The sequence below is a fragment of the Vibrio sp. A2-1 genome, assembly GCF_021728355.1.
GTDB classification, from domain to species: Bacteria; Pseudomonadota; Gammaproteobacteria; order Enterobacterales; family Vibrionaceae; genus Vibrio; species Vibrio splendidus_K.
On record NZ_JAKKCO010000002.1, the window covers coordinates 409,429 to 433,965 of the forward strand.

21 protein-coding genes are annotated in these 24,537 nt (G+C 45.0%); 13 read left to right on the plus strand and 8 right to left on the minus strand.

The features are described 5' to 3' along the window. Positions 1-101: 101 nt before the first annotated feature. Positions 102-2,111, minus strand: a complete 2,010-nt coding sequence (locus tag L3V33_RS09465) for an NADPH-dependent 2,4-dienoyl-CoA reductase (RefSeq protein WP_237290396.1) — start codon at positions 2,109-2,111, stop codon at positions 102-104. A gap of 279 nt (positions 2,112-2,390) precedes the next feature. On the opposite strand from L3V33_RS09465, the gene sppA reads away from it, so the two are divergent. Further along, the gene (gene sppA / locus L3V33_RS09470) at positions 2,391-4,241 is read left to right on the plus strand and encodes a signal peptide peptidase SppA (protein ID WP_237290295.1); all 1,851 of its coding nucleotides are present in this window, start codon (positions 2,391-2,393) and stop codon (positions 4,239-4,241) included. Between the two features lie 117 nt (positions 4,242-4,358). Continuing rightward, positions 4,359-5,375, plus strand: a complete 1,017-nt coding sequence (ansA, locus tag L3V33_RS09475) for an asparaginase (protein WP_004734091.1) — start codon at positions 4,359-4,361, stop codon at positions 5,373-5,375. A gap of 203 nt (positions 5,376-5,578) precedes the next feature. Here the strand turns inward: ansA and L3V33_RS09480 are convergent, their stop codons facing one another. Beyond that, on the minus strand, positions 5,579-5,860 hold the full coding sequence (locus L3V33_RS09480) for a DUF1315 family protein (protein ID WP_017092496.1): 282 nt from the start codon (positions 5,858-5,860) through the stop codon (positions 5,579-5,581). Between the two features lie 113 nt (positions 5,861-5,973). On the opposite strand from L3V33_RS09480, the gene L3V33_RS09485 reads away from it, so the two are divergent. Further along, on the plus strand, positions 5,974-6,780 hold the full coding sequence (locus tag L3V33_RS09485; RefSeq protein WP_237290397.1) for a DUF2989 domain-containing protein: 807 nt from the start codon (positions 5,974-5,976) through the stop codon (positions 6,778-6,780). 143 nt (positions 6,781-6,923) lie between these two features. Here L3V33_RS09485 and msrB read toward each other — a convergent pair whose 3' ends face one another. Then, complete coding sequence (gene msrB / locus L3V33_RS09490; RefSeq protein WP_017072517.1) at positions 6,924-7,361, minus strand: peptide-methionine (R)-S-oxide reductase MsrB; 438 nt, start codon at positions 7,359-7,361, stop codon at positions 6,924-6,926. A 319-nt stretch (positions 7,362-7,680) separates the two neighbouring features. Between msrB and gap the strand changes: the two genes are divergently transcribed. The 8 genes from gap (at position 7,681) to L3V33_RS09530 (ending at position 18,673) form a co-directional block, all read left to right on the plus strand. After that, positions 7,681-8,676: a type I glyceraldehyde-3-phosphate dehydrogenase gene (gene gap, locus L3V33_RS09495; protein WP_026012234.1), complete on the plus strand. Its 996-nt coding sequence runs from the start codon at positions 7,681-7,683 to the stop codon at positions 8,674-8,676. A 286-nt stretch (positions 8,677-8,962) separates the two neighbouring features. Next, on the plus strand, positions 8,963-9,847 hold the full coding sequence (locus L3V33_RS09500) for a D-hexose-6-phosphate mutarotase (protein ID WP_237290296.1): 885 nt from the start codon (positions 8,963-8,965) through the stop codon (positions 9,845-9,847). A 293-nt stretch (positions 9,848-10,140) separates the two neighbouring features. Beyond that, complete coding sequence (locus L3V33_RS09505; RefSeq protein WP_237290297.1) at positions 10,141-12,177, plus strand: methyl-accepting chemotaxis protein; 2,037 nt, start codon at positions 10,141-10,143, stop codon at positions 12,175-12,177. 193 nt (positions 12,178-12,370) lie between these two features. After that, complete coding sequence (gene rlmA, locus L3V33_RS09510) at positions 12,371-13,189, plus strand: 23S rRNA (guanine(745)-N(1))-methyltransferase (protein ID WP_237290298.1); 819 nt, start codon at positions 12,371-12,373, stop codon at positions 13,187-13,189. A 71-nt stretch (positions 13,190-13,260) separates the two neighbouring features. Beyond that, positions 13,261-14,220 (plus strand): ChaN family lipoprotein, encoded by a 960-nt coding sequence (locus tag L3V33_RS09515; RefSeq protein ID WP_237290299.1) that lies wholly within the window; start codon positions 13,261-13,263, stop codon positions 14,218-14,220. 248 nt (positions 14,221-14,468) lie between these two features. Beyond that, complete coding sequence (locus L3V33_RS09520; protein WP_004734101.1) at positions 14,469-14,822, plus strand: hypothetical protein; 354 nt, start codon at positions 14,469-14,471, stop codon at positions 14,820-14,822. Between the two features lie 193 nt (positions 14,823-15,015). Then, entirely contained in the window at positions 15,016-16,902 is a 1,887-nt protein-coding gene (locus tag L3V33_RS09525; protein WP_065204971.1) for a BCCT family transporter, read from the plus strand. Positions 16,903-17,095: 193 nt separating this feature from the next. Beyond that, a complete protein-coding gene (locus L3V33_RS09530) occupies positions 17,096-18,673 on the plus strand; it encodes an alkaline phosphatase (RefSeq protein ID WP_237290300.1) in 1,578 nt (525 codons plus the stop codon). Between the two features lie 149 nt (positions 18,674-18,822). Here the strand turns inward: L3V33_RS09530 and L3V33_RS09535 are convergent, their stop codons facing one another. Next, on the minus strand, positions 18,823-19,260 hold the full coding sequence (locus tag L3V33_RS09535; protein WP_065204973.1) for a YcgN family cysteine cluster protein: 438 nt from the start codon (positions 19,258-19,260) through the stop codon (positions 18,823-18,825). Between the two features lie 159 nt (positions 19,261-19,419). On the opposite strand from L3V33_RS09535, the gene L3V33_RS09540 reads away from it, so the two are divergent. Both L3V33_RS09540 and aqpZ read left to right on the plus strand, forming a co-directional pair. Then, positions 19,420-19,668 (plus strand): YkgJ family cysteine cluster protein, encoded by a 249-nt coding sequence (locus tag L3V33_RS09540; protein WP_004734153.1) that lies wholly within the window; start codon positions 19,420-19,422, stop codon positions 19,666-19,668. Between the two features lie 93 nt (positions 19,669-19,761). Beyond that, positions 19,762-20,451 (plus strand): aquaporin Z, encoded by a 690-nt coding sequence (gene aqpZ / locus L3V33_RS09545; RefSeq protein WP_237290301.1) that lies wholly within the window; start codon positions 19,762-19,764, stop codon positions 20,449-20,451. 57 nt (positions 20,452-20,508) lie between these two features. On the opposite strand, the gene recR is transcribed toward aqpZ, so the two are convergent. The 4 genes from recR to apt all read right to left on the minus strand — a co-directional run bounded on the left by recR (position 20,509) and on the right by apt (position 24,515). Next, a complete protein-coding gene (gene recR / locus L3V33_RS09550) occupies positions 20,509-21,108 on the minus strand; it encodes a recombination mediator RecR (protein WP_017111149.1) in 600 nt (199 codons plus the stop codon). An 80-nt stretch (positions 21,109-21,188) separates the two neighbouring features. Next, a complete protein-coding gene (locus L3V33_RS09555; protein ID WP_004734156.1) occupies positions 21,189-21,518 on the minus strand; it encodes a YbaB/EbfC family nucleoid-associated protein in 330 nt (109 codons plus the stop codon). Between the two features lie 168 nt (positions 21,519-21,686). After that, entirely contained in the window at positions 21,687-23,951 is a 2,265-nt protein-coding gene (gene dnaX, locus L3V33_RS09560) for a DNA polymerase III subunit gamma/tau (RefSeq protein ID WP_237290302.1), read from the minus strand. 18 nt (positions 23,952-23,969) lie between these two features. Continuing rightward, a complete protein-coding gene (gene apt, locus L3V33_RS09565; RefSeq protein WP_102490509.1) occupies positions 23,970-24,515 on the minus strand; it encodes an adenine phosphoribosyltransferase in 546 nt (181 codons plus the stop codon). Between the last annotated feature and the right edge of the window lie 22 nt (positions 24,516-24,537).

Genomic DNA, 24,537 nt, shown 5'->3' on the forward strand with positions numbered 1-24,537 from the left:
TCAAACAATACTGGAAACAATAAAGGCTCCTAAATCTATGACTTAGGAGCCTTATTTACAAGTTTCGTTCAAGTTTATGAACGAGTGTATTCTGTTTGTTGTTAGAGCTTAATCGCTAACTCAACACCTTGGCGAATAGCACGTACCGCATCGAGCTCACCCGCGTAATCAGCACCACCGATCACGTGCAGTTTGCCACCAAACTCTTGCCACATGTCTTCGAATGGACGAACTGAAACCTGACCCGCACACACGATAACGGAATCGGCATCGAGTACCTGATCTTTCTTACCAACGCTGATGTGCAGACCTTGGTCGTCAATCTTGTTGTAGCTCACGCCACCAAGTAAGTTCACACCACGTTTTTCTAATGTGCGTTTATGAATCCAACCTGTAGTTTTACCTGGGCCTTTACCGACACGCCCGACTTTACGCTGCATCACCCAAACCGTTTTATCACTGAACGAATCAGGATAAGGATAAAGTCCACCAGGGTGTTCCATATTCTTATCAATGCCCCACTCATGCAGCCAGTCATCCAAGCTGTGAGAAGTCGGCTCTGTCAGCATAGTTGCCACATCAATACCAATACCACCGGCACCAACAATCGCGACTTTTTCGCCTACTGGTGTCTTTTCACGAATCAAGGTTTGATAATCGATTACGTTTTCTTGGTCAATCCCTTCAATATTAAGCTTTCTTGGCTCAACACCGGCAGCCATCACGACTTCATCGTATTTCAACAACATCTCAAACGTCGCTTCAGTATCCAGTTTTAAGTTCACGCCTGATGCATCTATTTGATTAGCAAAGTAACGAATCGTTTCTCTGAACTCTTCTTTACCCGGAATCTGCATTGCCAATCTAAATTGTCCACCGATACGATCATTTTTCTCAATCAGATCAACATTGTGCCCACGCTGTGCCAACGTTGTCGCACAAGCTAGACCCGCGGGACCAGCACCAACAACGGCAATGGTCTTAGGTGCTTGAGCTGGTTGAACAACAATTTCAGTTTCGTAACAAGCTCGAGGGTTCACCAAACAGCTCGCTCTTTTGCCTTTGAATACGTTATCAAGACAAGCTTGGTTACAACCGATACAGGTGTTAATGAACTGAGCTTGGTCTTGAGCCGCCTTATTTACGAAATCAGGGTCAGCCAAAAATGGACGAGCCATTGATACCATGTCAGCCTGTCCTGAACTGAGGATACGTTCGGCCTCTTCTGGCGTGTTGATACGGTTACATGTCACCACTGGGATCGACACGTATGGTTTTACTTTTTCCGTCACCCAAGAGAATGCCCCTCTTGGAACTTGTGTCGCAATCGTAGGAACACGAGCTTCATGCCAACCAATACCAGTATTAATAATGGTCACACCCGCTTCTTCTAGCTTCTGAGCCAGAAGTACAACATCTTCGAACGTGCTGCCTTGCTCAACCAAATCCAGCATCGATAAGCGGAAAATGATGATGAAATCTTTACCCACCGCTTCGCGAATCGATTTAACGATCTCTAATGGGAAACGCATGCGCTTCTCATAAGAACCGCCCCATTCGTCATAACGCATGTTTGTACGTTTACAGATAAATTGGTTAATCAAGTAGCCTTCAGAGCCCATAATCTCAATGCCGTCATAGCCAGCAACCTGAGCGAGTTCTGCACTGTTGGCAAAAGCACCGATGGTCTTTTTAATTTGACGAGGGCTCATCTCACTCGGTGCAAACTTAGCGATTGGTGCTTTGATGCCCGAAGCACTTTGCGCGAATGGGTGCATTGCATAGCGGCCAGCATGCAGCAACTGAAGGGCAATTTTACCGCCATGCTTATGCACGGCCTCGGTAACAACTTGGTGAGCTTTTGCGTGCTTAACTTTACTGAACTCAGCACTAAATGGGGTCAATCTGCCACGTAAATTAGGAGAGAAACCACCGGTAACAATAAGGCCAACGCCTCCTTTTGCTCGCTCTTCATAAAACGCGGCAAGCTTGTGGAGGCCTTCTTTATTTTCTTCTAAACCCGTATGCATTGATCCCATCAATACACGGTTACGTAACTGAGTAAATCCAAGATCGAGTGGTTCGAGTAAATGTGGGTACATGGCAGACATCACTTCTATTATTATATCCTTGTGGTCTGACCACAATATAACTCAATCACCAAAAGTTCAAACAACCGTTTACATTTTTGTAACACTGATCATAATGCTGAAGGTATTAATCGTTCAGAAACCCTTAATTTGTCTACACTTAATGAGAATATATATCGATTAACAATTCTTGGTGTAGTTTGAGCTAGGGAATTATCGTAGGATACTAAGCAGTTCATATTATTGAGATTAATAGTACTGTTGCTTGTTAAAGCCACGTGATCTCACTGCGGAGACATAATGAAAAAGATATTCAAATTTATAGGTATGATCTTTAAAGGGATTTGGAAGCTCATCACGTTTGTGCGTCTTGCGCTCGTTAACCTCTTCTTTTTACTCAGTATCGCCATCATCTACTTTGTATACTTCCACTCAGACACAGCTCAGCCCACCGTTCCACAGGAATCGGCTTTAGTACTTAACCTGTCTGGTCCTATCGTGGAGCAAAGTCGCTATATCAACCCGATGGATTCGGTCACGGGTTCACTGCTTGGCAAAGACCTTCCAAAAGAGAACGTCCTGTTTGATATTGTTGAAACGATTCGCTACGCCAAAGACGATGACAACGTTACTGGTATCGTTTTAGCACTCAAAGAACTGCCAGAAACCAATCTAACCAAGCTTCGCTACATTGCTAAAGCACTCAACGAGTTCAAAGCAACTGGCAAACCAATTTATGCGGTGGGTGACTTTTACAACCAAAGCCAATACTACCTAGCCAGCTACGCAACTAAAGTCTTCCTATCACCAGATGGTGGGGTTCTACTTAAAGGCTACAGCGCCTATTCGCTTTACTACAAAACGTTATTAAAGAAGCTAGACGTCAACACGCACGTATTCCGTGTTGGTACCTATAAGTCAGCTATCGAGCCTTTCATTCGTGACGACATGTCAGATGCAGCGAAAGAATCTGCTTCTCGTTGGTTAGGCCAATTATGGGGCGCGTACGTTGATGACGTAAGCAACAACCGTCAGATCGATGCTAAAACCTTGAACCCAAGCATGGACTCTTTCTTAAAAGACCTTGAGTCGGTTGATGGCGATATCGCAAAACTGGCAGAGAAGCTTGGTTTAGTTGACGAACTGGCAACTCGCCAGCAAGTACGACTAGAGCTTGCTGACGTCTTCGGCAGTGATGGTCAAGACAGCTATAACGCGTTTGGGTACTACGAGTACCGTACAACCATGCTTCCAGACCTAACAAGTGAATCGCACGATGTTGCTGTGATTGTTGCTAGCGGCGCAATTATGGATGGTAAGCAGCCACGTGGCACCGTTGGGGGAGATACGACAGCAGCACTACTTCGCCAAGCGCGCAACGACGACAAAGTAAAAGCCGTTGTACTTCGTGTAGACAGCCCAGGCGGTAGCGCATTTGCTTCAGAAGTGATTCGCAATGAAATTGAAGCGATCAAGCAAGCGGGCAAGCCGGTTGTTGTCTCTATGTCTAGCCTTGCCGCTTCGGGTGGTTACTGGATCTCGATGGGTGCGGACAAAATCCTGGCTCAACCAACGACCTTAACTGGTTCGATTGGTATCTTTAGTGTTATCACAACTTTCGAAAAAGGGTTGAACGATATTGGTGTTTACACTGATGGCGTTGGTACGTCACCTTTCTCTGGTCTTGGTATTACGACTGGGCTTAGCGACGGCGCGAAAGATGCGTTCCAAATGGGCATTGAAAACGGTTACCGCCGATTCATTAGCCTAGTTGGAGAGAATCGCGGCATAGAAGTCGATGCTGTCGACAAGATCGCTCAAGGCCGAGTATGGACTGGCCAAGATGCAATCCAGAAAGGTCTAGTCGATGAAATTGGTGATTTTGATGATGCGATTGCAGCAGCGGCTTCACTTGCGGAGCTTGAAACCTACAACATCTACTGGGTAGAAGAACCACTTTCAACGACTGAACAATTTATTCAAGAATTTATGAATCAAGTTCAGATGTCGATAGGCTTTGATATTCAATCAATGATTCCAAGCAGTTTACAACCTGTTACTCAGCAGTTAGCTCAAGATAGCCAGCTGTTAGGCAACTTTAACGACCCACAAGGCCGATACGCTTTTTGCTTAAACTGCCAAGTTCAATAAGATAAGCTCACGCTTTGTTATCAAGAGGCGCCTCTGTGTGAGGCGCCTCTTTTTATTGCATGATAATTCGCTATAATCGCCCCCCTGTTCCCTATATCACACTAAGTATTAATCGCCATGGAAAGAAAACACATCTATATCGCGTATACCGGCGGCACAATTGGCATGCAGAAGTCTTTGGACCACGGCTATGTCCCTGTCGCAGGTTTTATGGATAAGCAGCTAGCTGGCATGCCTGAATTCCATCGCCCAGAAATGCCTGAGTACACCATTCATGAATACTCTCCATTAATGGACTCTTCAGATATGACGCCACTTGATTGGCAGACTATCGCTGATGATATTCGCGCGAACTACGATAAGTACGATGGTTTCGTTATCCTACACGGTACAGACACAATGGCTTACACCGCCTCTGCTCTGTCTTTCATGCTGGAAAACCTCGGCAAACCTGTGATTGTTACGGGCTCTCAGATCCCATTGGCAGAGTTACGTTCAGATGGACAAGCAAACCTGCTGAATGCTCTGCACATTGCAGCGAACTACCCGATCAACGAAGTGACACTGTTCTTCAACAACAAGTTGATGCGCGGTAACCGCAGCACAAAATCACACGCAGATGGCTTCAATGCGTTTACCTCTCCAAACCTAACCCCATTGCTAGAAGCGGGTATCAATATCCAGATCAGCAATAACGTTAAGGTAAACGAGCAACCTGAAGGTGCTTTCAAGGTTCATAATATTACTCCGCAACCCATCGGCGTAATCACTATGTACCCAGGTATCTCACATGAGGTGATTCGCAACACGCTACTACAACCTGTTAACGCAATGATTTTGCTTACTTTTGGTGTTGGTAACGCACCACAAAATCAAGAGCTACTTCAGCACTTAAAAGACGCATCAGAACGAGGTGTGATTGTAGTGAACCTAACTCAGTGTTTGGCGGGTAAAGTCAATATGGGTGGTTACGCGACGGGTTGCGCACTAGCAGAATCTGGAGTTGTCAGTGGTTACGATATGACACCAGAAGCGGCACTGGCGAAGTTACATTACCTGTTGAGCCAAAACTTAAGCTACGAACAAGTGAAGGATCAAATGCAACAAGTGTTGCGCGGTGAGATGAGTTTATAAGCTTGTTTAGCTATAGGTTTAGAGGTTTAGAGCTATAGGTTCAGAGGTTTAGCTATACGTTTAACCAAAACCTTCGCATTAACCCAGTCGTTTCATGGGTATCGCAGGCGTTTAACGTGAACTAAATCGTTTTATTGCTTATAAATAAACGGCTTAATAGCTAAAGGGGTGGCACAGTGCCACCCCTTTGTTGTAATTTAAGCCTAATGATTCGGGTTAACCCTAACAATATCTTCTTGGTCTGACTTAAATTGCTTCTTAAGCTCAGACTTAGATTTAAAGCTAATATCACCACCAGCTGCAACTGTCATATGTTGAGCTTCGGAGTTATGTTTAGATTGATATAACATAACGGCTTGCATACACGAGTCGCGCTGTTCTTTAGAGAGCGCCGTACCTTCTGGCCATTTACCCGTCTCAACGGCGTAAGTTAAACGTTCGTAGACCTCGGGTGTCATTGCGCTAAGAAGTTGTTCTGCATCCATGATAAAGCCTTAGTTTTAACAATTTTCACCAGAAAATAACCCGTAACAGAATTGAGTCAAGAACCTGACCGATAATAAGTGCATTCGATCACAAGTGAAGGAATATGAAAATGATGAAACGGTTGGCAATTAGCCTATTACCTTTCACTCTGGTTGGGTGTCTTGAAGGAAATAAAAATACCGATCAACTCTGTCAAAGTAATCCGGGGCTGCAGTGTCAGGAATTGAACATGAACGATGGGCAATGTCGCGTCGCACGAACCGACCTCATCTGGCATCGATTTGAAGTTCAGAAGCAACCCTCAGAAGCCAATAAGATTAAAGAGTTCAAATTAGTCACGGCGTACAAAAAGTGCCTAGAGCTTGCGGCGCAGATCGAGACGATTGACCAATCTAAGCTGCAAGAGCGTCGCTTTACCTCTTTAATGCATAGCATCGAAGAGTCTGAGCGTATTGTAGATGAACTATCGCAATCCAATACACCGGAAACGCTTTACTTCTTGTGGTCGCAAACTGGGGATACCAATGCAAGGCGCAGTTTCTTACAGCTAGAAGGGAAAGAAGCGTTAAATACGGCAGAAATGCAATATGCCTTAGCAACCTTCTATACCACCCGTGATCATGCAAAAACGCTTAAGCTACTCAATAATGCGTTAACGCTTTCAAATGGTTCGGTCGTCAACACTGAAATCTTCAAGTCGATGGCCAGTATCAACCACAGCCTTGGTCATATGGAAAAAGCGTATGTGTGGGCAATGGTTGCCAAAGACTTTGATGTGCCCATTGCTTCTGAAGCTGAGCTCACTGTGCTGTATCGTTTCGACAAACCTCAATACAAACAATTCAATGATGATGCTGAAAAGATTGTCGAAGCCATTGAAGACGGCGTTTACACCGCGTCTATAGTGCCGAACTATTAGTTTTGATTTCTTAATGCATAAAAAAACAGCTACCGTCATGGTAGCTGTTTTTATTTGTACTAGAGTTAATTCTGAAATCTTGGGCTGTTCAATAGTCCTTAATCGACAAGTACGACCTGTAAGGATTAAACAATAGTTACAAGTTATTTCGTACTTTTGTCATTTTTGTTGAAAATTAACGACACAGAATTAACACAGAATCGCTCACCTGTTGTCTGCGGGCCATCAGGAAAAACGTGACCTAAATGGCTATCACATGCAGTACAACGGATCTCCACACGCTTCATTCCGTGACTTAGATCCTCTATATAGCGTACCGCTTCATCACTTACTGGGGCATCAAAGCTTGGCCAACCGCACCCAGAGTCATATTTGTTATCCGACAGAAACAAAGGGCTTTCACAGCATGTGCAGCTATAGACACCAGTGTTATGGTTGTGCAGTAACTTACCGCTATATGGGGCTTCAGTACCACGTTCACGGCACACAGCAAATTCGTCGTCCGTTAGGCGCTCACGCCAGTATTCATCAGGCTTTATCATATTTCCTCCCTTTTGAACCACGTTAATATCTCTCCACATTCTCAGTTATTATATTTACTTTTTTCTATAAAGGCTTGCATATCAGTCGTTTTGTAGCACATACTTTCTCACCAGGAAACATTGTACATATACACTCATAAGTGAATCATCATTTAGGGGTATTTTACCCAACTGGAAGGGTACAGAGCCACTTGCAATGGTCAATTTTCAACCACTTACGCCCAATTGTTAAGAAAAGCGTCGCTTTTTTTTGACATTAAACAAGTTAAGTCGGATTATCTATTGCAGATGTATACTGGATTCTGTAATTTTACTACCAGTTATCTTTAATCAGAAATTAAGTTGTGGAGCAACTACAATGACTATCAAAGTAGGTATTAACGGTTTTGGCCGTATCGGCCGTTTCGTATTCCGCGCAGCTCAAGAGCGTGCAGACATCGAAGTAGTAGGTATTAACGATCTAATCGACGTAGAGTACATGGCATACATGCTTAAGTACGACTCAACTCACGGCCGTTTCAACGGTACTGTTGAAGTTGAAGGCGGTAACCTAATCGTTAACGGTAAAACTGTACGTGTTACAGCTGAGCGTAACCCAGAAGATCTTAAGTGGGATGCTATCGAAGTAGACGTAGTTGCTGAAGCAACTGGTCTTTTCCTAACTGACGAGACTGCACGTAAGCACATCACTGCTGGCGCTAAGAAAGTAGTTCTTACTGGTCCTTCTAAAGATGCAACTCCAATGTTCGTAATGGGCGTTAACCAAGCATCTTACGCTGGTCAAGACATCGTTTCTAACGCTTCTTGTACTACTAACTGTCTTGCACCTATCGCTAAAGTACTTAACGATAAGTGGGGCATTGAGTCTGGTCTTATGACTACAGTTCACGCTACTACAGCAACTCAAAAAACTGTAGATGGCCCTTCTGCTAAAGACTGGCGCGGTGGCCGTGGTGCTTCTCAAAACATCATCCCATCTTCAACTGGTGCTGCTAAAGCTGTAGGCGTTGTTCTTCCAGAACTAAACGGCCTTCTAACTGGTATGGCTTTCCGCGTACCAACTGCTAACGTATCTGTAGTTGACCTAACTGTTAACCTTAAAGCATCTGCATCTTACGAAGAAATTTGTGCTGCAATGAAAGAAGCTTCTGAAGGCGAAATGGCTGGCGTTCTTGGTTACACTGAAGACCAAGTAGTATCACAAGATTTCATCGGTGAAGTTCAAACTTCAGTATTCGATGCTAAAGCTGGTGTTGCTCTAACTGACAAATTCGTTAAAGTTGTATCTTGGTACGACAACGAAATCGGTTACTCAAACAAAGTTCTTGACCTAATCGCTCACATCTCTAAGTAATTTCTTTTTAGAAATAGCTTTAGATAAGCATTAGCGAAGACTGTTTTGAGCAGACTTTGAAAAAGGCGACCTTAGTGTCGCCTTTTTAATACCTGCTATCTTTTAAGCGGCTTCGACCCCGATCACCAAATGCCTTGGCTAGTCACACACTTAAGCTAAAGCTAAACCTAAAACTTAAGTCAAAACGCAAAATTTAATTCCAATACTGGCTCTGCTTGTCACTCATAAAATCACAAGCACTGTTCTAGTCAGCATTTGAATTCAATTTCCTTAGAAGGATCATGTAATGGATTTATCTACTCTACCTGCACTGACTGTACTTTCTGATAACGTGACTATCGTTGAACACGAAGGTGTAAAACTGGTTCGCGTTATCCACGATAAAGCAAACGCAGCTATTTCATTGTTTGGCGGCCATGTCGTGTCATTCCAACTACAAGGCCAAGAAGACCTTATTTGGATGAGCCAACAAGCTAAATTCGATGGAAAAACAGCCTTACGTGGTGGCATTCCAGTATGTTGGCCTTGGTTTGGTCGCATTGCTGCACCTGCTCATGGTTTTGCACGTTCAAGCGAATGGCAATTAGTTGAGCACCGTGAAAGCGAAGCGGGTGTGATTGTAAGCCTAGGCCTAAAGCCTAGCGAAGCGACTCTGGCAGTGTGGCCGCATCAGTTCGATGCTCGACTGAATGTTGAAATAGGTGACCAACTAAAAGTAACGCTGGACGTGAAGAACACAGATTTACAACCATGGACTTTCTCTGGCGCACTGCACACTTACCTAAATGTAGGTGATATTCACAACACAACCACAACTGGCATGGGTGCTGAGTACATTGATAGTCTGCAAGGTGGCAAGATCTGCCAAGGTGGTTCTGAACTGGTACTAACCGACACGATTGACCGCGTTTACACACAACCAGAAGCGCAAATCTTTGTTGCTGACAAAAAGCTGGATCGCACGCTAACCGTTGAGAACCACGGTCATAACTCTGCAGTATTGTGGAACCCGTGGGCGGAAGGCGCAACAGCTATGGGCGACATGCAAAACAACGGTTACCTAACCATGATGTGTGTAGAATCAACACTACACGCACCAAGCCTAGAAGCTGGTAAAACGCTGCAGCCTGGCGAGAGCCACCAGCTTATTACGGTTATCTCTTCGAACTAAGCTTCTAGCTAATCGAATTAAAAAATGCAGCTCATAACGCTGCATTTTTTATTGCCCCGAACCTCACACGTACCGTCTAGTAATCAATGTCTTAACACAAGCCCGTAGTCCATCACCTCTTCGTTTAACTCCACGCCACATGGCTCTCATCACTCTAGTTTATAAATATAACTATCAATTCATTAATTATTATCAATTACTGCCGATAAATAAGTACCTATGATAGAAAGATCAATAACAAACTTCCTTAAAACCACTTAACAACACCTCAATGAAGACAGGATAGTGAATTCATGTTCGAGAAATACAAAAATCAAAGTGTTGGTTTCCAACTTAAGTTGGTCATTTTGCTGTGCTTGCTTATTGCCTTTGGCTCCATTGCAACACTCGTGTACCGCAATGCCTCACAGGTATTATTAGACAACACGTTAAAAGAACACCAATCCAAAGTAGAAGCGATGGCCAAAACCATCTCTGGTCAGTTTGATGCTTACCTGCATACCGCTAAAGTTTTAGAATCCACTTTTCGTAACGGTTACCTAGCAGGTGTTTATGTTGAAAGTTATGACGTTGAGTTCAACGGTCATTCAATTCCCAACATGACTCAATATGGTGAGAGCCTAATAAATGACACTAAACTCGTTGATAGCTTTACCCGCGACACCGGCGCCGTAGCAACCCTATTTGCCCCATTTGGCGACGACTTTATTCGTGTCTCTACTTCTCTTAAAAAACCTTCAGGCGAACGAGTCGTTGCGACCACGCTAGGGAAAAATCATCCAGGCTATAGCAAACTCAAAAATGGCCAGCCTTATTACTCTCAAGTTAAGCTCTTCGGTCAACGTTACATCACCTACTATGCGCCTTTGACCAATGCTCAAGGCAAAGTAAACGGTGTCTCTTTCATTGGTCTGCCAGTAGAAGAGGCGACTCAAAGCCTGTTTGAATCTCTACGCTCTGTTTCTTGGGGGGATACGGGATACACCATCATTGTTGATAACGAGAAAGAGCATCAAGGCCAGTACTTACTGCACCCTACTAACGTTGGCGGTGGTAAATCGATTGTTGATGTTGCTGACTACGACGGCAACAAACCTTTCTATCAGATCTTTGAACAGCAATCCGGTTTGATTCTCTACCCTTTTGAGTACCAAGGAACGGTAGGCGAAAAGTATCTCGTCTACACTGAAGTTCCTGGTTGGGATTGGAAACTACTTGGCGGTACTTTTATCAAGGAAGTGACCAAGGGCAGTGATGAATTACTCGAGCTCATCGCTATTATTGCTACCTTGATTGCTGCCGCTACCATCGTCGCGTTAACCTTCGTGTTAAACCGTACACTGACGCCACTAACGACGTTAAACGAGTACATGCTGCGTTTAGGAAAAGGCGAAGTAAGCCTGCATATCCCAAACAATGGCAAGCAAACAAAAAACGAGATCAGCAACCTAAATACCGGCGTTGCAAACATGGCTGCTCAATTGAATACACTCGTGGGCGAGATACGTACGACCAGTGATCAAGTTCAGAATAGCTCGAGCAGTGTGTCACAAGATGCCAGCCACAACCTGAGCCAGTCTGACCGCCAGCAAGCACAGGTTGAGCAAGTCGTTACGGCCATTGAAGAGATGGCCACCTCTGCTGAATCAGTGGCACAGCAAGTGAACAGCATTGCTGAAAATGTTCGCCTTGCCAATGAAGACAGCCAGAAAGGTTTAGAAGTCGTTGAAGGTGTGTGTATTGATGTTGCCCAGCTAAATGATCAATTAGACAAGTCAGCATCGGCCATCGAGCAAGTGAGTTCTGATAGCGAAAGCATTCAAACCGTCACCAAGATGATTGATGACATCGCAGAACAAACCAACTTACTTGCGTTGAACGCTGCGATAGAGGCTGCGCGTGCGGGTGATCAGGGTCGTGGTTTTGCCGTTGTCGCTGACGAAGTAAGAACATTGGCTCATCGTACACAAACGTCAGTGCAAGACGTAGTGAGCATCATCGAGAAGTTGAAATCTTCAACTAACAATGCCGTGAACCTGATGACACAAAGCCAATCGAATGCCAACCAAGTACTCGATAAAGCGCAAGAAGCCGGTACGGCTCTAGAGTCGATTGCCTCTCAAGTTGAATCTATTGCTTCTCAAGCTGAAACCATCGCTGCGACATCAGAAGAGCAAGCTCAGGTTTCTCAAGAAATCGCCGCAAACGCACATGCGATCAGCGACCTCAACCAGCAGAGCCGTGAAACTAGCGCTAAGACCTCTCACAGTGCTGATGAACTTCAAAAACAAGCTGAGTCGTTAAAGAACCAAGTTAACTTTTTTAGCTAGAAGCCGAGTTCACGGTTTCTATCAGTGACTTGCTCATAACCAATAGAGCCAACCATACGTTGGCTCTATCTCTTCACTAACTGGCTCTACCTATTCACGGATTACCGTTAGCCAAGACAGCTGCGTTTATTCTAGCGCCCCACTATGCTTCCTGTTAAAATTTTGGACTTGAAATTTCTACCTCGAGTTCGCAATGACTTACCAATGCCCTTTGTGTCACCAACCTTTATCTCAAAACGATCGTACGTTTAAGTGTGAAAAGAACCATCAGTTCGACCTAGCAAAAGAAGGCTATGTCAATTTGATGCCAGCACACCACAAACGCTCAAAAGATCCAGGTGACAACAAAGAGATGATGCAGGCTCGTCGCCGCTTCCTTGAAGGCAACCACTACAATCCAATGCGCCAAGCCGTTGTTGGTTTATGCGCTAGCTATCTGCCAGAAACAGCCCCTAGCCTATTAGATATAGGTTGTGGTGAAGGTTATTACACCAATGAAATTGCGGTAAACCTTCAAGAAAAGAATGGCGCTACTTTTGGTCTAGATATCTCTAAGATTGCTATCAAATACGCCGCTAAACGCTACCCAACGGTCGACTTCTCAGTCGCTTCTAGCCATCGCCTACCCTTTGCGGAAAATAGCTTAGACGGCATTCTACGCATTTACGCGCCTTGCAAGGCAGAAGAGCTGCAACGCACGATCAAAGACAATGGTGTGGTGATCACCGTGACACCTGCTAGCCGACACCTTTATCAGCTGCGTGATGCGATTTATGATGGCGTTCGTTTGCACGATGAAGATCCAGAGATGATCGAAGGTTTTACTCTTGAGCACCAAGAGCAACTAAACTATATGATGGAACTATCGGGGTCAGACGCATTCGACCTGCTACAGATGACGCCGTTTGCTTGGAAAGCGAGTGAAGAATTTAAACAACAACTCACCGATTCAGAGCAATTCAACTGTGAAGCTGACTTTATGCTACGAGTGTACCGCAAACAACTTAATTGATATTGATTATCGTTTGCATTGAAATCTCATCTTGCCTCCTTTAGTATGCGTGTTCTTCAAGGAGGCATTTCATGCAACGTATTATTCTTATCGGATTAGCTACCCTGCTTACAGCTTGTGCTAATCAACCTTCAAACAACACTTCTCAAAAAGTGGCTAACACGCAAACGCAAGCCGTTTCCACATTCTACGACTACCAATTCGCGTCTCCACAAGGCGAAGCGCTTTCTCTCAATGCATTACCTAAACAGCTGATTGACGCTGATGTGGTTCTTATTGGCGAATGGCACACTCACTCGGCAATCCATCGCTTCCAAACCGATTTTTTAAAAGTGCGCCGCAACGCCACATCAAACATCGCGCTTTCAATGGAACAATTCACTCGAGAGCATCAAGACACATTAAACCAATATCTAAATGATGAGATTGGCGAACAAGTTCTTATGTCTCAAGCCGCTGCTTGGCCAAATTACGAAAGTGATTACCGCGCGTTAGTGGAGTTCGCTAAAACCAACGACGTCAATATCATTGCGGCAAACGCACCAAAACCCTTTGTACAGTGTATCGGCCGTAAAGGATTATCCTATCTAGATCAGCTAACGACGGAACAGCGTCAATGGATTGCTTCAGAAGTGGATACTGGCGATAGCCCTTATAAAGAAAAGTTCATGGCTTCGATGCATCACGGAACACCAGAGCAAACAGAAAAACAGTTTGCGGCTCAAGTAACATGGGACGAAACCATGGCAGAGTCGATTGTTGATTACCTCGCATCAAACCCAGACCAACAGGTGATTCATGTGGCCGGTAAGTTCCACACCGAAGGTGGTTTAGGCACTGCAGCATCGATTCTACGTCGTAACCCTGATTTGAAAATTGCCATCATCAGCCCAGTTGAAGCGATCTCATCGGATAGCAGTGACTATCAGCTTGAAGTTCTCTCGCCACCGGCTCGCTTTGTTAAGAAAGAGAACCGAATGAAGGCATACAAGCACCTATCTAAGCGCGGATCCGATCTCAAGTGCGACTAAACTCGCTATCCAGACTTAATCTTGTTCAGGTTTAGGTATGGCATAAATCTAACAAACTAAAAGCTTGTTCAATCGCGCCCTAAGATAAATATTGATATCGGCATAGGAATTGCTTAATTACCAAGCAGTTTTGATTAAGCAGACGAAGATATATTGTGCGAATAAAAAAACATCACCACGGTGATTAAATGCACAAGTTTTTCACACCTCTGCCGATACTATATTTAAGGATAGGTAAGGAGAGCGATATGACGCCAGTAGGAACGAGTAACACTCAGCTGTATTCACCTTCGCAAATGAACGCACAAGCTAAAAGCATTGAAGCTGACAAGCCTGCACCTCTTAAGGTTGAGCAAAATACCGTTAAGCTTTCCGATGAGGGCAAAGCCCTATTATCTGCCCTTAAAGAAATCGATAAAGAAGCCAAGAAAGTCGAAGCTGAAAACGCGACAGTTACTGATAAGGTTGAATCATTTGCTCACGGCGCATTAGGTATGGATCACCCAGATAAGATTGAAGAAGAGGACGATGGTTCTTATTCAGCAGGGCAATACTTATCCGCAGCGGCAACGGTTGGTGGCATTCTTCTCGCTCTCATATAACCTTACTTTCCTTTACGGCATTCCTTTCACTGCACCACGTTCATTGTTTGCACAGCACTGCTTACATAGACCCTATTGCTCTGAGCCTCTTTCATTGCAAAAAATCGATTTGTCGTCACGACAACAGACCTGATTTGTCCTAAAAAACGAGTTCACGACATAATTCCGATCTCATTTTAATGGAATAATACTCGTGAAAAACTCTTTTGCGCTTATTGATAAGCCAACCTTTTTTGGTGCGATAGCACTCCTACTCACGATCATCTTCCCGCTGATTATGTTCCCGACGCAAGGAGCAGACTGGATCGCGATCGCTAAAACCTTTATGACAGACCAGCTTGGTTTCTTGTACCTAGCCCTTGGACTCGCAGCTTGTGCCTTCATGGTTTACGTTGTGTTCAGTGATATGGGACAAATTAAACTGGGTGAAGCCGATGAAGAACCTGAATTTAAAACCGCTTCATGGGCAGCAATGCTTTTCTGTGGTGGTATCGGGGCAAGTATCTTGTACTGGGGCTGTATCGAGTGGGCTTACTACTACCAATCACCTCCTTTTCAACTAGAACCCGGCAGTGAAGAAGCCGTTCGTTGGGCTGCGACCTATGGTTTATTCCACTGGGGTCCAATTGCTTGGTCTATTTACCTAATCCCTGCTATTCCCATTGCCTACTTTTTCTATGTACGTAAACAACCTGTACTAAAAATTTCTAGTGCATTGATGCCAGTATTGGGTGAACACCATAGCCGCGGCGTTGCAGGTAAAGTTGTAGATATCCTATTCATCTTTGGTCTATTAGGTGGCGCAGCAACAACGTTAGGTTTAGCAGCACCTCTTATTACTGAAGGTCTTAACCACTTATTCGGCCTACCAAAAAATAACGTCACTCAAGTTATGGTGCTTTTGGTTTGTACTGCGATATTCGCATACTCATCGTATGCGGGTTTGGAAAAAGGCATCAAGATCCTCAGTAACATCAACTTCTGGGGTGCAATGGGACTATTGATATTCGTCCTAATCGCTGGCCCAACGATTTTCATGCTTGAGACGGGTCTAGATTCGATTGGTCGCCTATTGTCTAACTTCTTTGTGATGGCAACGTGGGCAGAACCATTCGGCGGCTACGGTACGTTCGAAAATACGCATTTCCCACAAGATTGGACCATTTTCTACTGGGCATGGTGGCTAGTTTTTGCACCAAGCATGGGCCTGTTTGTTGCGCGCATCTCTCGCGGCAGAACCATTAAACAAATGGTGTCAGGCTCTATCTTCTTTGGTTCATTAGGCTGCTTCTTATTCTTCATGATTTTAGGTAACTACGGTTTATCCCTACAGTTATCTGGTGAACTAGATGTCGTTGCAATCCTAAACGAAGAAGGCGCAACCAAAGCTATCTTCTCGATGCTGGCACAACTGCCAATGAGCACGTTAGTGATCGCCGTATTTACACTGTTGTGTATTATTTTTACTGCGACAACCTTTGACTCTATATCTTACATTCTGGCTTCTGTGGTTCAGAACAACGTAACCGAAGAGCCAATGCGTTGGAACCGTATGTTCTGGGCATTCACACTATCATTCCTACCAACGATCCTGATGTTCTTGGGCGGTCTAAGCACGCTTCAAACGGCTGCGATTGTTGGTGGCTTACCGCTACTGGCTATCTCTGTGATGTTGATGATCTCAGCCGTTCGTGCAACGAGCCTCGATTTACGTCACCAAGAGAGTTACATCGAACCGACGATTAACATCGAAGAGCTGCCAGACATGGATCCATGGTCGGCAGAAGGGATGGCACTGGCACAGTTCGAGAAAGAGAAAGACGCAGCACAAGAAGCCGCAGAACTTGAACGTGAAGCTTATAAAGCCCTTGCCGATGTGAAGAAAGAAATCCGCGCTTATGTTCTTGAACAGGGTGCACAAATGGAAACACATGAGCTTCCTGAAAACCTACAACAAGCACTTGAGCAGGCTGAAAACAACCTAAGTACAGCTCAAGCGAAAAAAGTTGAGTTATCAGAGCAAGCTCAGAAAGCTCGAGTCGCGTTCAATCAGGTGGTTGCAGAACTGCCGCTTGCTTGACATTAGCCATGACACAGTCCATTTATTTGGACTCTCCTAAATACGACAAAGGCTCGCAGAAATGTGAGCCTTTTTTTATGCTTTTCTAAAAACTTGAGTTATTGCTCAATTTCATATTGATGAAACAAATATGAAACGACTTTGACACAAATCGATGCTCTAATCATCCCGCTTATATAAAAAGGGATAACTAATGAAGCACTTTATGAAACCAATTGTTACCGCAGTGGTAACCTCTACACTCTCATTCAACGTACTTTCATCAGAAATCAAAAATGTCATTCTGATGATCGGCGACGGCATGGGACCTCAGCAAGTTGGCTTATTGGAAACCTACGCAAACCAAGCGCCAAATTCCATCTATAAAGGGAACAAAACGGCCATTTATCAACTTGCTCAAGAAGGGGTTATTGGTTCATCCCTAACGCATCCGGAAGACGCAATCGTAGTGGATTCAGCTTGCTCTGCGACCATGCTTGCAACGGGTATCTACAGCGGTTCAGAAGTGATCGGTATCGATTCACAGGGTAACCATGTTGAGACCGTACTTGAGAAAGCAAAAAAAGCAGGCAAAGCGACCGGCTTAGTGTCCGACACACGCTTAACTCACGCGACCCCGGCTTCTTTCGCCGCTCACCAACCTCACCGTTCTTTAGAGAATCAAATTGCAACTGATATGTTAGCAACGGGCGCTGATGTGATGCTCTCTGGAGGGCTACGTCATTGGATCCCTAAATCGACCAACGACAAAGGTGAAACCTATAAGCAACTTGAGAAACTGACTCAAGGTGATGTTTATCTCAAATCGAAGCGTAAAGACGACCGTAACCTGCTGGCTGAAGCAGAGAAAGACGGCTACCAACTGGCATTTAATCGCAACATGCTAGACGACGCTAAGGGCGATAAACTACTTGGCCTATTCGCCTACTCAGGCATGGATGATGGCATCGCTTACAGCAACAAGAAAAAGAGTGACGAACGAACTCAGCCAAGCCTGAAAGAGATGACACAAAAAGCGCTCAACATCCTATCCAAAAATGAAGATGGCTTTTTCCTAATGGTCGAAGGTGGCCAAATCGACTGGGCGGGACACAGTAACGATGCAGGCACTATGCTGCATGAACTGCTCAAGTTTGATGAAGCGATCCAAACGGTGTATGAATGGGCAAAAAATCGTGAAGACACGATCGTGATTGTGACCGCAGACCACGAAACAGGCTCTTTCGGTTTCAGCTACTCTTCTAACGACCTACCAAAACCACAGAAACGTTCTGGCGAAGCCTTCGCCGATCGCGACTATGCACCCAACTTTAACTTTGGCGCATTCGATATTCTTGATGGTCTATACAATCAGAAGCAAAGCTACTACGGCATGATCAGCGAATTTCAGAAGCTAGATAAAGCACTGCAAACACCTGAGAAGCTGGCTGAGATCGTCAACAAAAACAGTGAGTTCCCTATCACAGCAGAACAAGCGAGAAACGTATTAGCCAGTAAGCCGAACCCATACCGATTGGCTCAGCACAAATACTTGTCGGCAGAAGAAGTGCCTGCTATCAACGATTTCGATGCTTTCTTCCCATATAACGACCGTGGCAACCTACTTGCTCGTGAACAAGCAACAGGCCAAAACATCGTTTGGGGCACAGGTACACATACTCACACACCAGTGAACGTGTTTGCTTGGGGTCCTGCTGAAAAGATACTGCCAGTTTCGAAAATCATGCACCACTCAGAACTGGGTGAGTACATTAAACAACAAGTAAACTAGCCTGAATCTTTTTTGCTCGTTTAACTTTAGCGCCCTTCGGGGCGTTTTTTGTTTTAAGCGTTTAAGCGTTGAAGTTAAGTAATTGAGTTTTAAATTTAGGCGACGCCAAATAGCAAAACAGCCGCTCAAGAGCGGCTATTTTAGAATAATTAGCGATTCGGGTGATTCAGGATGTGGTCTTCCCAATCGACAACATCGATTTCGTATACCACTTTGTTACGAACGCTTTCACCTGCAGCGTGCATCTCGGCTTTAGAACCCGTAATCAATGGGTGCCACTCAGGAATCGGCTTGGATTCTGATAGAAGGCGGTAAGCACAAGTGTCTGGTAGCCAATGGAATTCATGAATCTTGTCACGAGTCAGCTTCAAACACTCTTCACCTGAAGTGAAGCGGTTCGGGTAGTCTTTACAAGAACATGTTTTGTCGTTTAACCAGCTGCACGCCACGTTGGTGTAGTAAACTTCATCGCTATCTTCATCCATTAGTTTATGCAGGCAACACTTACCACAACCGTCACACAGTGATTCCCACTCGTTCTCGGTCATTTGCTCTAGTGTCTTTTCTTGCCAAAATGGATTCGTCATAGGATTACTTCTTACTCTTTTACTGGGGTGCGTGTTATACCGCTAGCCCATAAAAAGTTCAAGGATAATAATTGTTCATTCTTTGATTCAATCAACAGCTGTCACTCTCATCATTTTTTGCTACTATCGCGCACCCTGTTATTTAGTGAGTTTAATTTGATGGAATGTCGCCTAGGTTGTGGAGCTTGTTGTATCGCTCCAAGTATTACATCTGCTATTCCTGGAATGCCTAATGGTAAGCCTGCTGGCGTACGCTGCATTCAATTAAATGAGCAAGATCTATGCAAATTATTTGGTCAACCTTCACGCCCGAAGGTATGTCACCAATTCAAAGCCTGCCCTATCATCTGTGGTAAAACAGACCAAGAAGCGCTTGATAACCTTATTGAGCTCGAAGCAATAACCTAACAATACTTTTCTTCTTATATATGCCCAAGATTTCACAACTTTGATAGATCTAAACTATCTTATTGATACTGGTAAAGATTAATAAGGATAGTTATGAATAAGTATATCGCAGAAATGTTCGGTACGTTTTGGTTGGTGTTAGGCGGTTGTGGTAGTGCCGTCTTAGCCGCGGCTTTCCCTGATGTGGGAATTGGTCTACTCGGAGTTTCCCTTGCCTTTGGTTTAACCGTACTCACTATGGCTTTCGCTATTGGTCATATATCCGGTTGCCACCTCAACCCTGCTGTCACCATCGGTCTATGGAGTGGTGGTCGCTTTGATGGCAAAGATGTTGCGCCTTATATTATTGCCCAAGTGATTGGCGGTATTATCGCGGGCGGCGTGCTATTTGTGATTGCTTCTGGCCAAGCAGGTTTTGACGTTGTCTCATCAGGCTTTGCTTCGAATGGTTACGGTGAACACTCACCGGGTGGCTATTCGCTAACCGCAGCACTCGTGTGTGAAGTGGTCATGACCATGGTGTTCCTATTCGTGATCATGGGGGCAACCGATTCAAAAGCACCGGCTGGATTTGCACCTATCGCGATTGGTCTTTGTTTAACCTTGATCCACCTTATCAGTATCCCCGTCACTAATACCTCTGTGAACCCTGCTCGAAGTACTGGTGTAGCCGTATTTGTTGGAGACTGGGCTGTTTCGCAATTATGGCTATTCTGGATTGCACCGATTATTGGTGCCGTGATTGGCGCTGCGATTTACAAAGCCGTGCGTGGAAAGGACTAAGCATTAAATAAGCAGGATTTCGGAACAAATAAAAAGCCGCTCAAATGAGCGGCTTTTTTAGATCTTATGACGACCGAGTAAGGAGTGCGAAAGCGTGGTGCCATCCACCAGCTCTAGCTCACCACCGACGGGAACACCATGGGCGATACGGCTAGCGTTCACTTCATGGGCATTACATAGCTCAGCAATGTAATGCGCTGTTGCTTCCCCTTCTACTGTCGGGTTAGTCGCTAGAATTACTTCAGTGATATCACCACGACGTAAACGGTAATCCAAGACATCGAGACCGATATCACTTGGACCGATACCATCAAGTGGTGAAAGATGCCCCATAAGCACAAAGTAACGACCTGAATATTGGCCAGTTGCTTCAATGGCTGCAATGTCTGCAGGGCTCTCTACTACACAAATTTGACCGTTGTCCTGACGTTTAGGATTGGTACAAATGTGGCAAGTATCTTCTTCAGTAAAAGTACGGCACTCATTACAATGACCAATTTCGGTCATTGCTTGGCTAAGAGCTTCAGCCAACTGTAGGCCGCCTTTTCTATCGCGCTGTAACAAATGAAAGGCCATACGCTGCGCCGACTTGGGGCCAACCCCAGGTAGACAACGTAAGGCCTCCATCAAATGCTCCAGCATATGACTGGTACGCATATTTAACCGTTCTAACTTTAAATAACGGCTTATTCAAGAACAAGCCGTTGGAAGAGACAAGTCTCTTATAAATAAGTCGCTTAGAAAGGCATTTTCATACCTGGTGGAAGTTGCATCCCACCAGTTACGCCAGCCATTTTCTCTTTTTGAGTCTCTTCAACACGACGAGCTGCATCGTTGAAAGCGGCTGCGATAAGATCTTCAAGCATCTCTTTATCGTCTTCCATTAGGCTTTCATCGATATCAACGCGACGAACACTGTGACTACCAGTAATCGTAATTTTTACAAGGCCAGCACCTGACTCACCTGTAACTTCCATATTTGCGATTTCTTCTTGAAGCTTTTGCATGCGCTCTTGCATTTGCTGGGCTTGCTTCATCATGTTGCCCATACCGCCTTTACCAAACATGTTATTACTCTCTGGTCTAATTGGTTTATTAAAATCATTTAAGCTACTAAGGGCTTAAATGGGGGTTAAAACACTGTGATTCAACCCCACGAGTTCAGTTCTCTGATTTGCTTTCCAAGGATGATATGCCCATCACTAAATGAAAGGCATATCGATATTGGAGGAACACTATATTGGACGAACGCTGTCTCTATCCAACTCGGCAGCAAAACGTCTTTCGATAAACTGTACGTTGGCATCGTTTTCCAAACTGGTAAACGCGTCTTTCAACTTGCTTTGATACAATCTTTCTCGCAGTTCTAGCGGTGTTTCTCCACCATCACCAATTTCAACACTCAAATGACACTCTTCTCCAAGCACAGTATTGAGAGACTGTAATAGCTCACTCTGTGCACGGTCCGTATTCAAGTGAGCCTGGCTCGCTCTTAACGTTAAGGTGATTGATGTGTCAATCTTAGTAAATACTGAGTTCAATGCTAACTGTTCAACAAGCTTAGCCGTCTCTAGCTTTTGAATCGTGGCGGACCATTCATCTTGAACAATCGACTCTTGAAGCAATTTATCGACCATTTCTGGTGTCTTAATATGCTCTAACGCACGCTTGATCTGAGTAGGTGTAAGCTCTTTGCTCACCTCTTTCACTACAGGTTTAGACGGTTTCCAGCGATAAGGTTCATTATCGTTGGTCACATTTTCTGTCGAAGAGGCGGTTAAAGAAGCTGGCGACACCCGCTCAGAACCACCGTGTTGCAGAGCAACTCGGTCAAGAACTGAAGTTTTAGCTGGTGTCGCTTTAGCCTTTTTTGGCGCTGAACCTTTGTTATCTGTTGCTGCACCACCTCTACGTTGAGAACGCAATTGGTGACGTAAACCGCTCACAGGCGAAGTTGCACGCGCTGGTTGCTCTTGCGAAGCTGGTGAAACAGAAGGTGCAACGGGAGCAACATTTGGCTGCTCTTGATTCTGGTAATTCGTTTGCTGAGTCATGGGACTCACCGGCTGCTCCGCACCGTAGCTAGGACGTTCATCATAAGCAGGTGGAGCGTCATACTGACTGTGCGGGTAATCCTGTTCTGGATAACCTTGGTTGCCTGAATGATCAGCGTAACCTTGCGAATCTGAATATTGGTTCTGATTCTGCGGCGGTTGCTGTTGCACAGGCTGCTGAATAGGCGCTTGCTGAGGCACTTGAGGCTGTGAAACCGCTGGAGCCTGAGCTGACTGTCTCGGAGCTGCCATTGGCGCAGCTTGACTCACTGGCTGAGCAACACTCTGAACCGGATTCTGAGCTGCAGGAGCAGGCGCTGGGCTAGTCGACTCAGTCGAGATAGCCGTAGCAACAGTTTGTTCAGCAGGTCTGAATGCCAAAAGACGCAGAACCACCATCTCAATACCAACACGAGCGGTTGGCGATAATGGCAAGTCTTGACGCCCTTTCAGCACTATCTGGTAGTAGAGTTGGATATCTTGTGGGCTTAACGCTTTGCTCAACAGTTCTAGCCTTTCAGCGTCAGGCTGAGCCTTGTCTAAAGTAGACGGCAGAGCTTGATACATCGCCAAACGGTGTAATTGAGTCGCAAGTTGACTCAGCAATCCATCCCACTCAACGCCATTTTCAGCAAGAGCTTGAATGCAAGCCATCGCTAATTGTGGTTGTTTACTGCTAATCGCTTCAAGTAGATGAATCGCTTGGTCTGTATCCAGCGTTCCAAGCATGTGAGCAACAGTGTCTGTCACTACATTGCCATTACCTAATGCTATAGCTTGGTCTGTTAGGCTAAGAGCGTCACGCATACTGCCATCAGCGGCATGAGCAATCATTCCAAGCGCACGAGATTCAGACGTCACATTTTCTTGTTCAAGAATATGATCGAGTTGCTCGTGGATATTATCAACGCTGATCGGCTTAAGGTGGAATTGCAGACAACGCGACAATATAGTCACAGGAAGCTTTTGCGGATCCGTTGTTGCGAGCAAGAACTTCACATACTCAGGCGGCTCTTCTAAGGTTTTTAGAAGCGCGTTAAAACTGTGCCTAGACAGCATGTGTACTTCATCGATTAGGTAAACCTTGAAGCGACCACGTGCAGGCTTGTACTGAACATTGTCCAGAAGCTCGCGGGTATCTTCTACCTTAGTACGTGAGGCAGCATCGATCTCGAGCAGGTCAACAAAACGACCTTCATCGATCTCTTTACAGGTTGCACACTCACCACAAGGGGTTGAAGTAATGCCTGTTTCACAGTTGAGTCCCTTCGCAAACAAACGGCCGATGGTCGTTTTACCGACACCTCGTGTACCGCTGAATAGGTAAGCGTGATGCAACCTATTTTGGCTAAGGGCATTCTCTAATGCTGTTAAAACATGGGCTTGACCAACCACTTCTTTGAATTTGGTTGGTCGCCATTTTCGCGCTAACGCAAGATAGCTCATGAATAATTCCGAAAAGGATTAGTGACCGTCGAATTCGCAGATGCTAAACACTTCTAGACCTAAGCCTTGTAAGCGCTTGTCACCACCGATTTCTGGAAGGTTAATAACAAATGCAGCGTGTTCTACCACACCACCAAGCTGACGAATCAGCTTTGTTGTCGCTTCAATCGTACCGCCTGTTGCTAGCAAGTCATCAACCATCAGCACTTTATCGCCTTCAACGATAGCATCGGTATGGATTTCTAGCGTATCAGTGCCGTACTCAAGCTCATAAGATTGTGCCACAGTTTGACGAGGCAACTTGCCCGGTTTACGAACAGGGATGAAGCCGACACCTAGCTCAAGAGCAAGAGGCGCACCAAATAGGAAACCACGAGCTTCAGTACCAACGATCTTAGTAAAGCCCATGCCCTTGTATGTGTCCACTAACAGGTCAATTGTCGCTTTGTACGCGGCAGGATCTTCCATCAAGCTTGTTACGTCACGGAACAAAATACCCGCTTTAGGGTAATTAGGAATGCTTTTGATGCTTGCTTTGATCAGAGAGATTTTTTCTGTGTTCATAATCTTATGCACTTCATTAGGC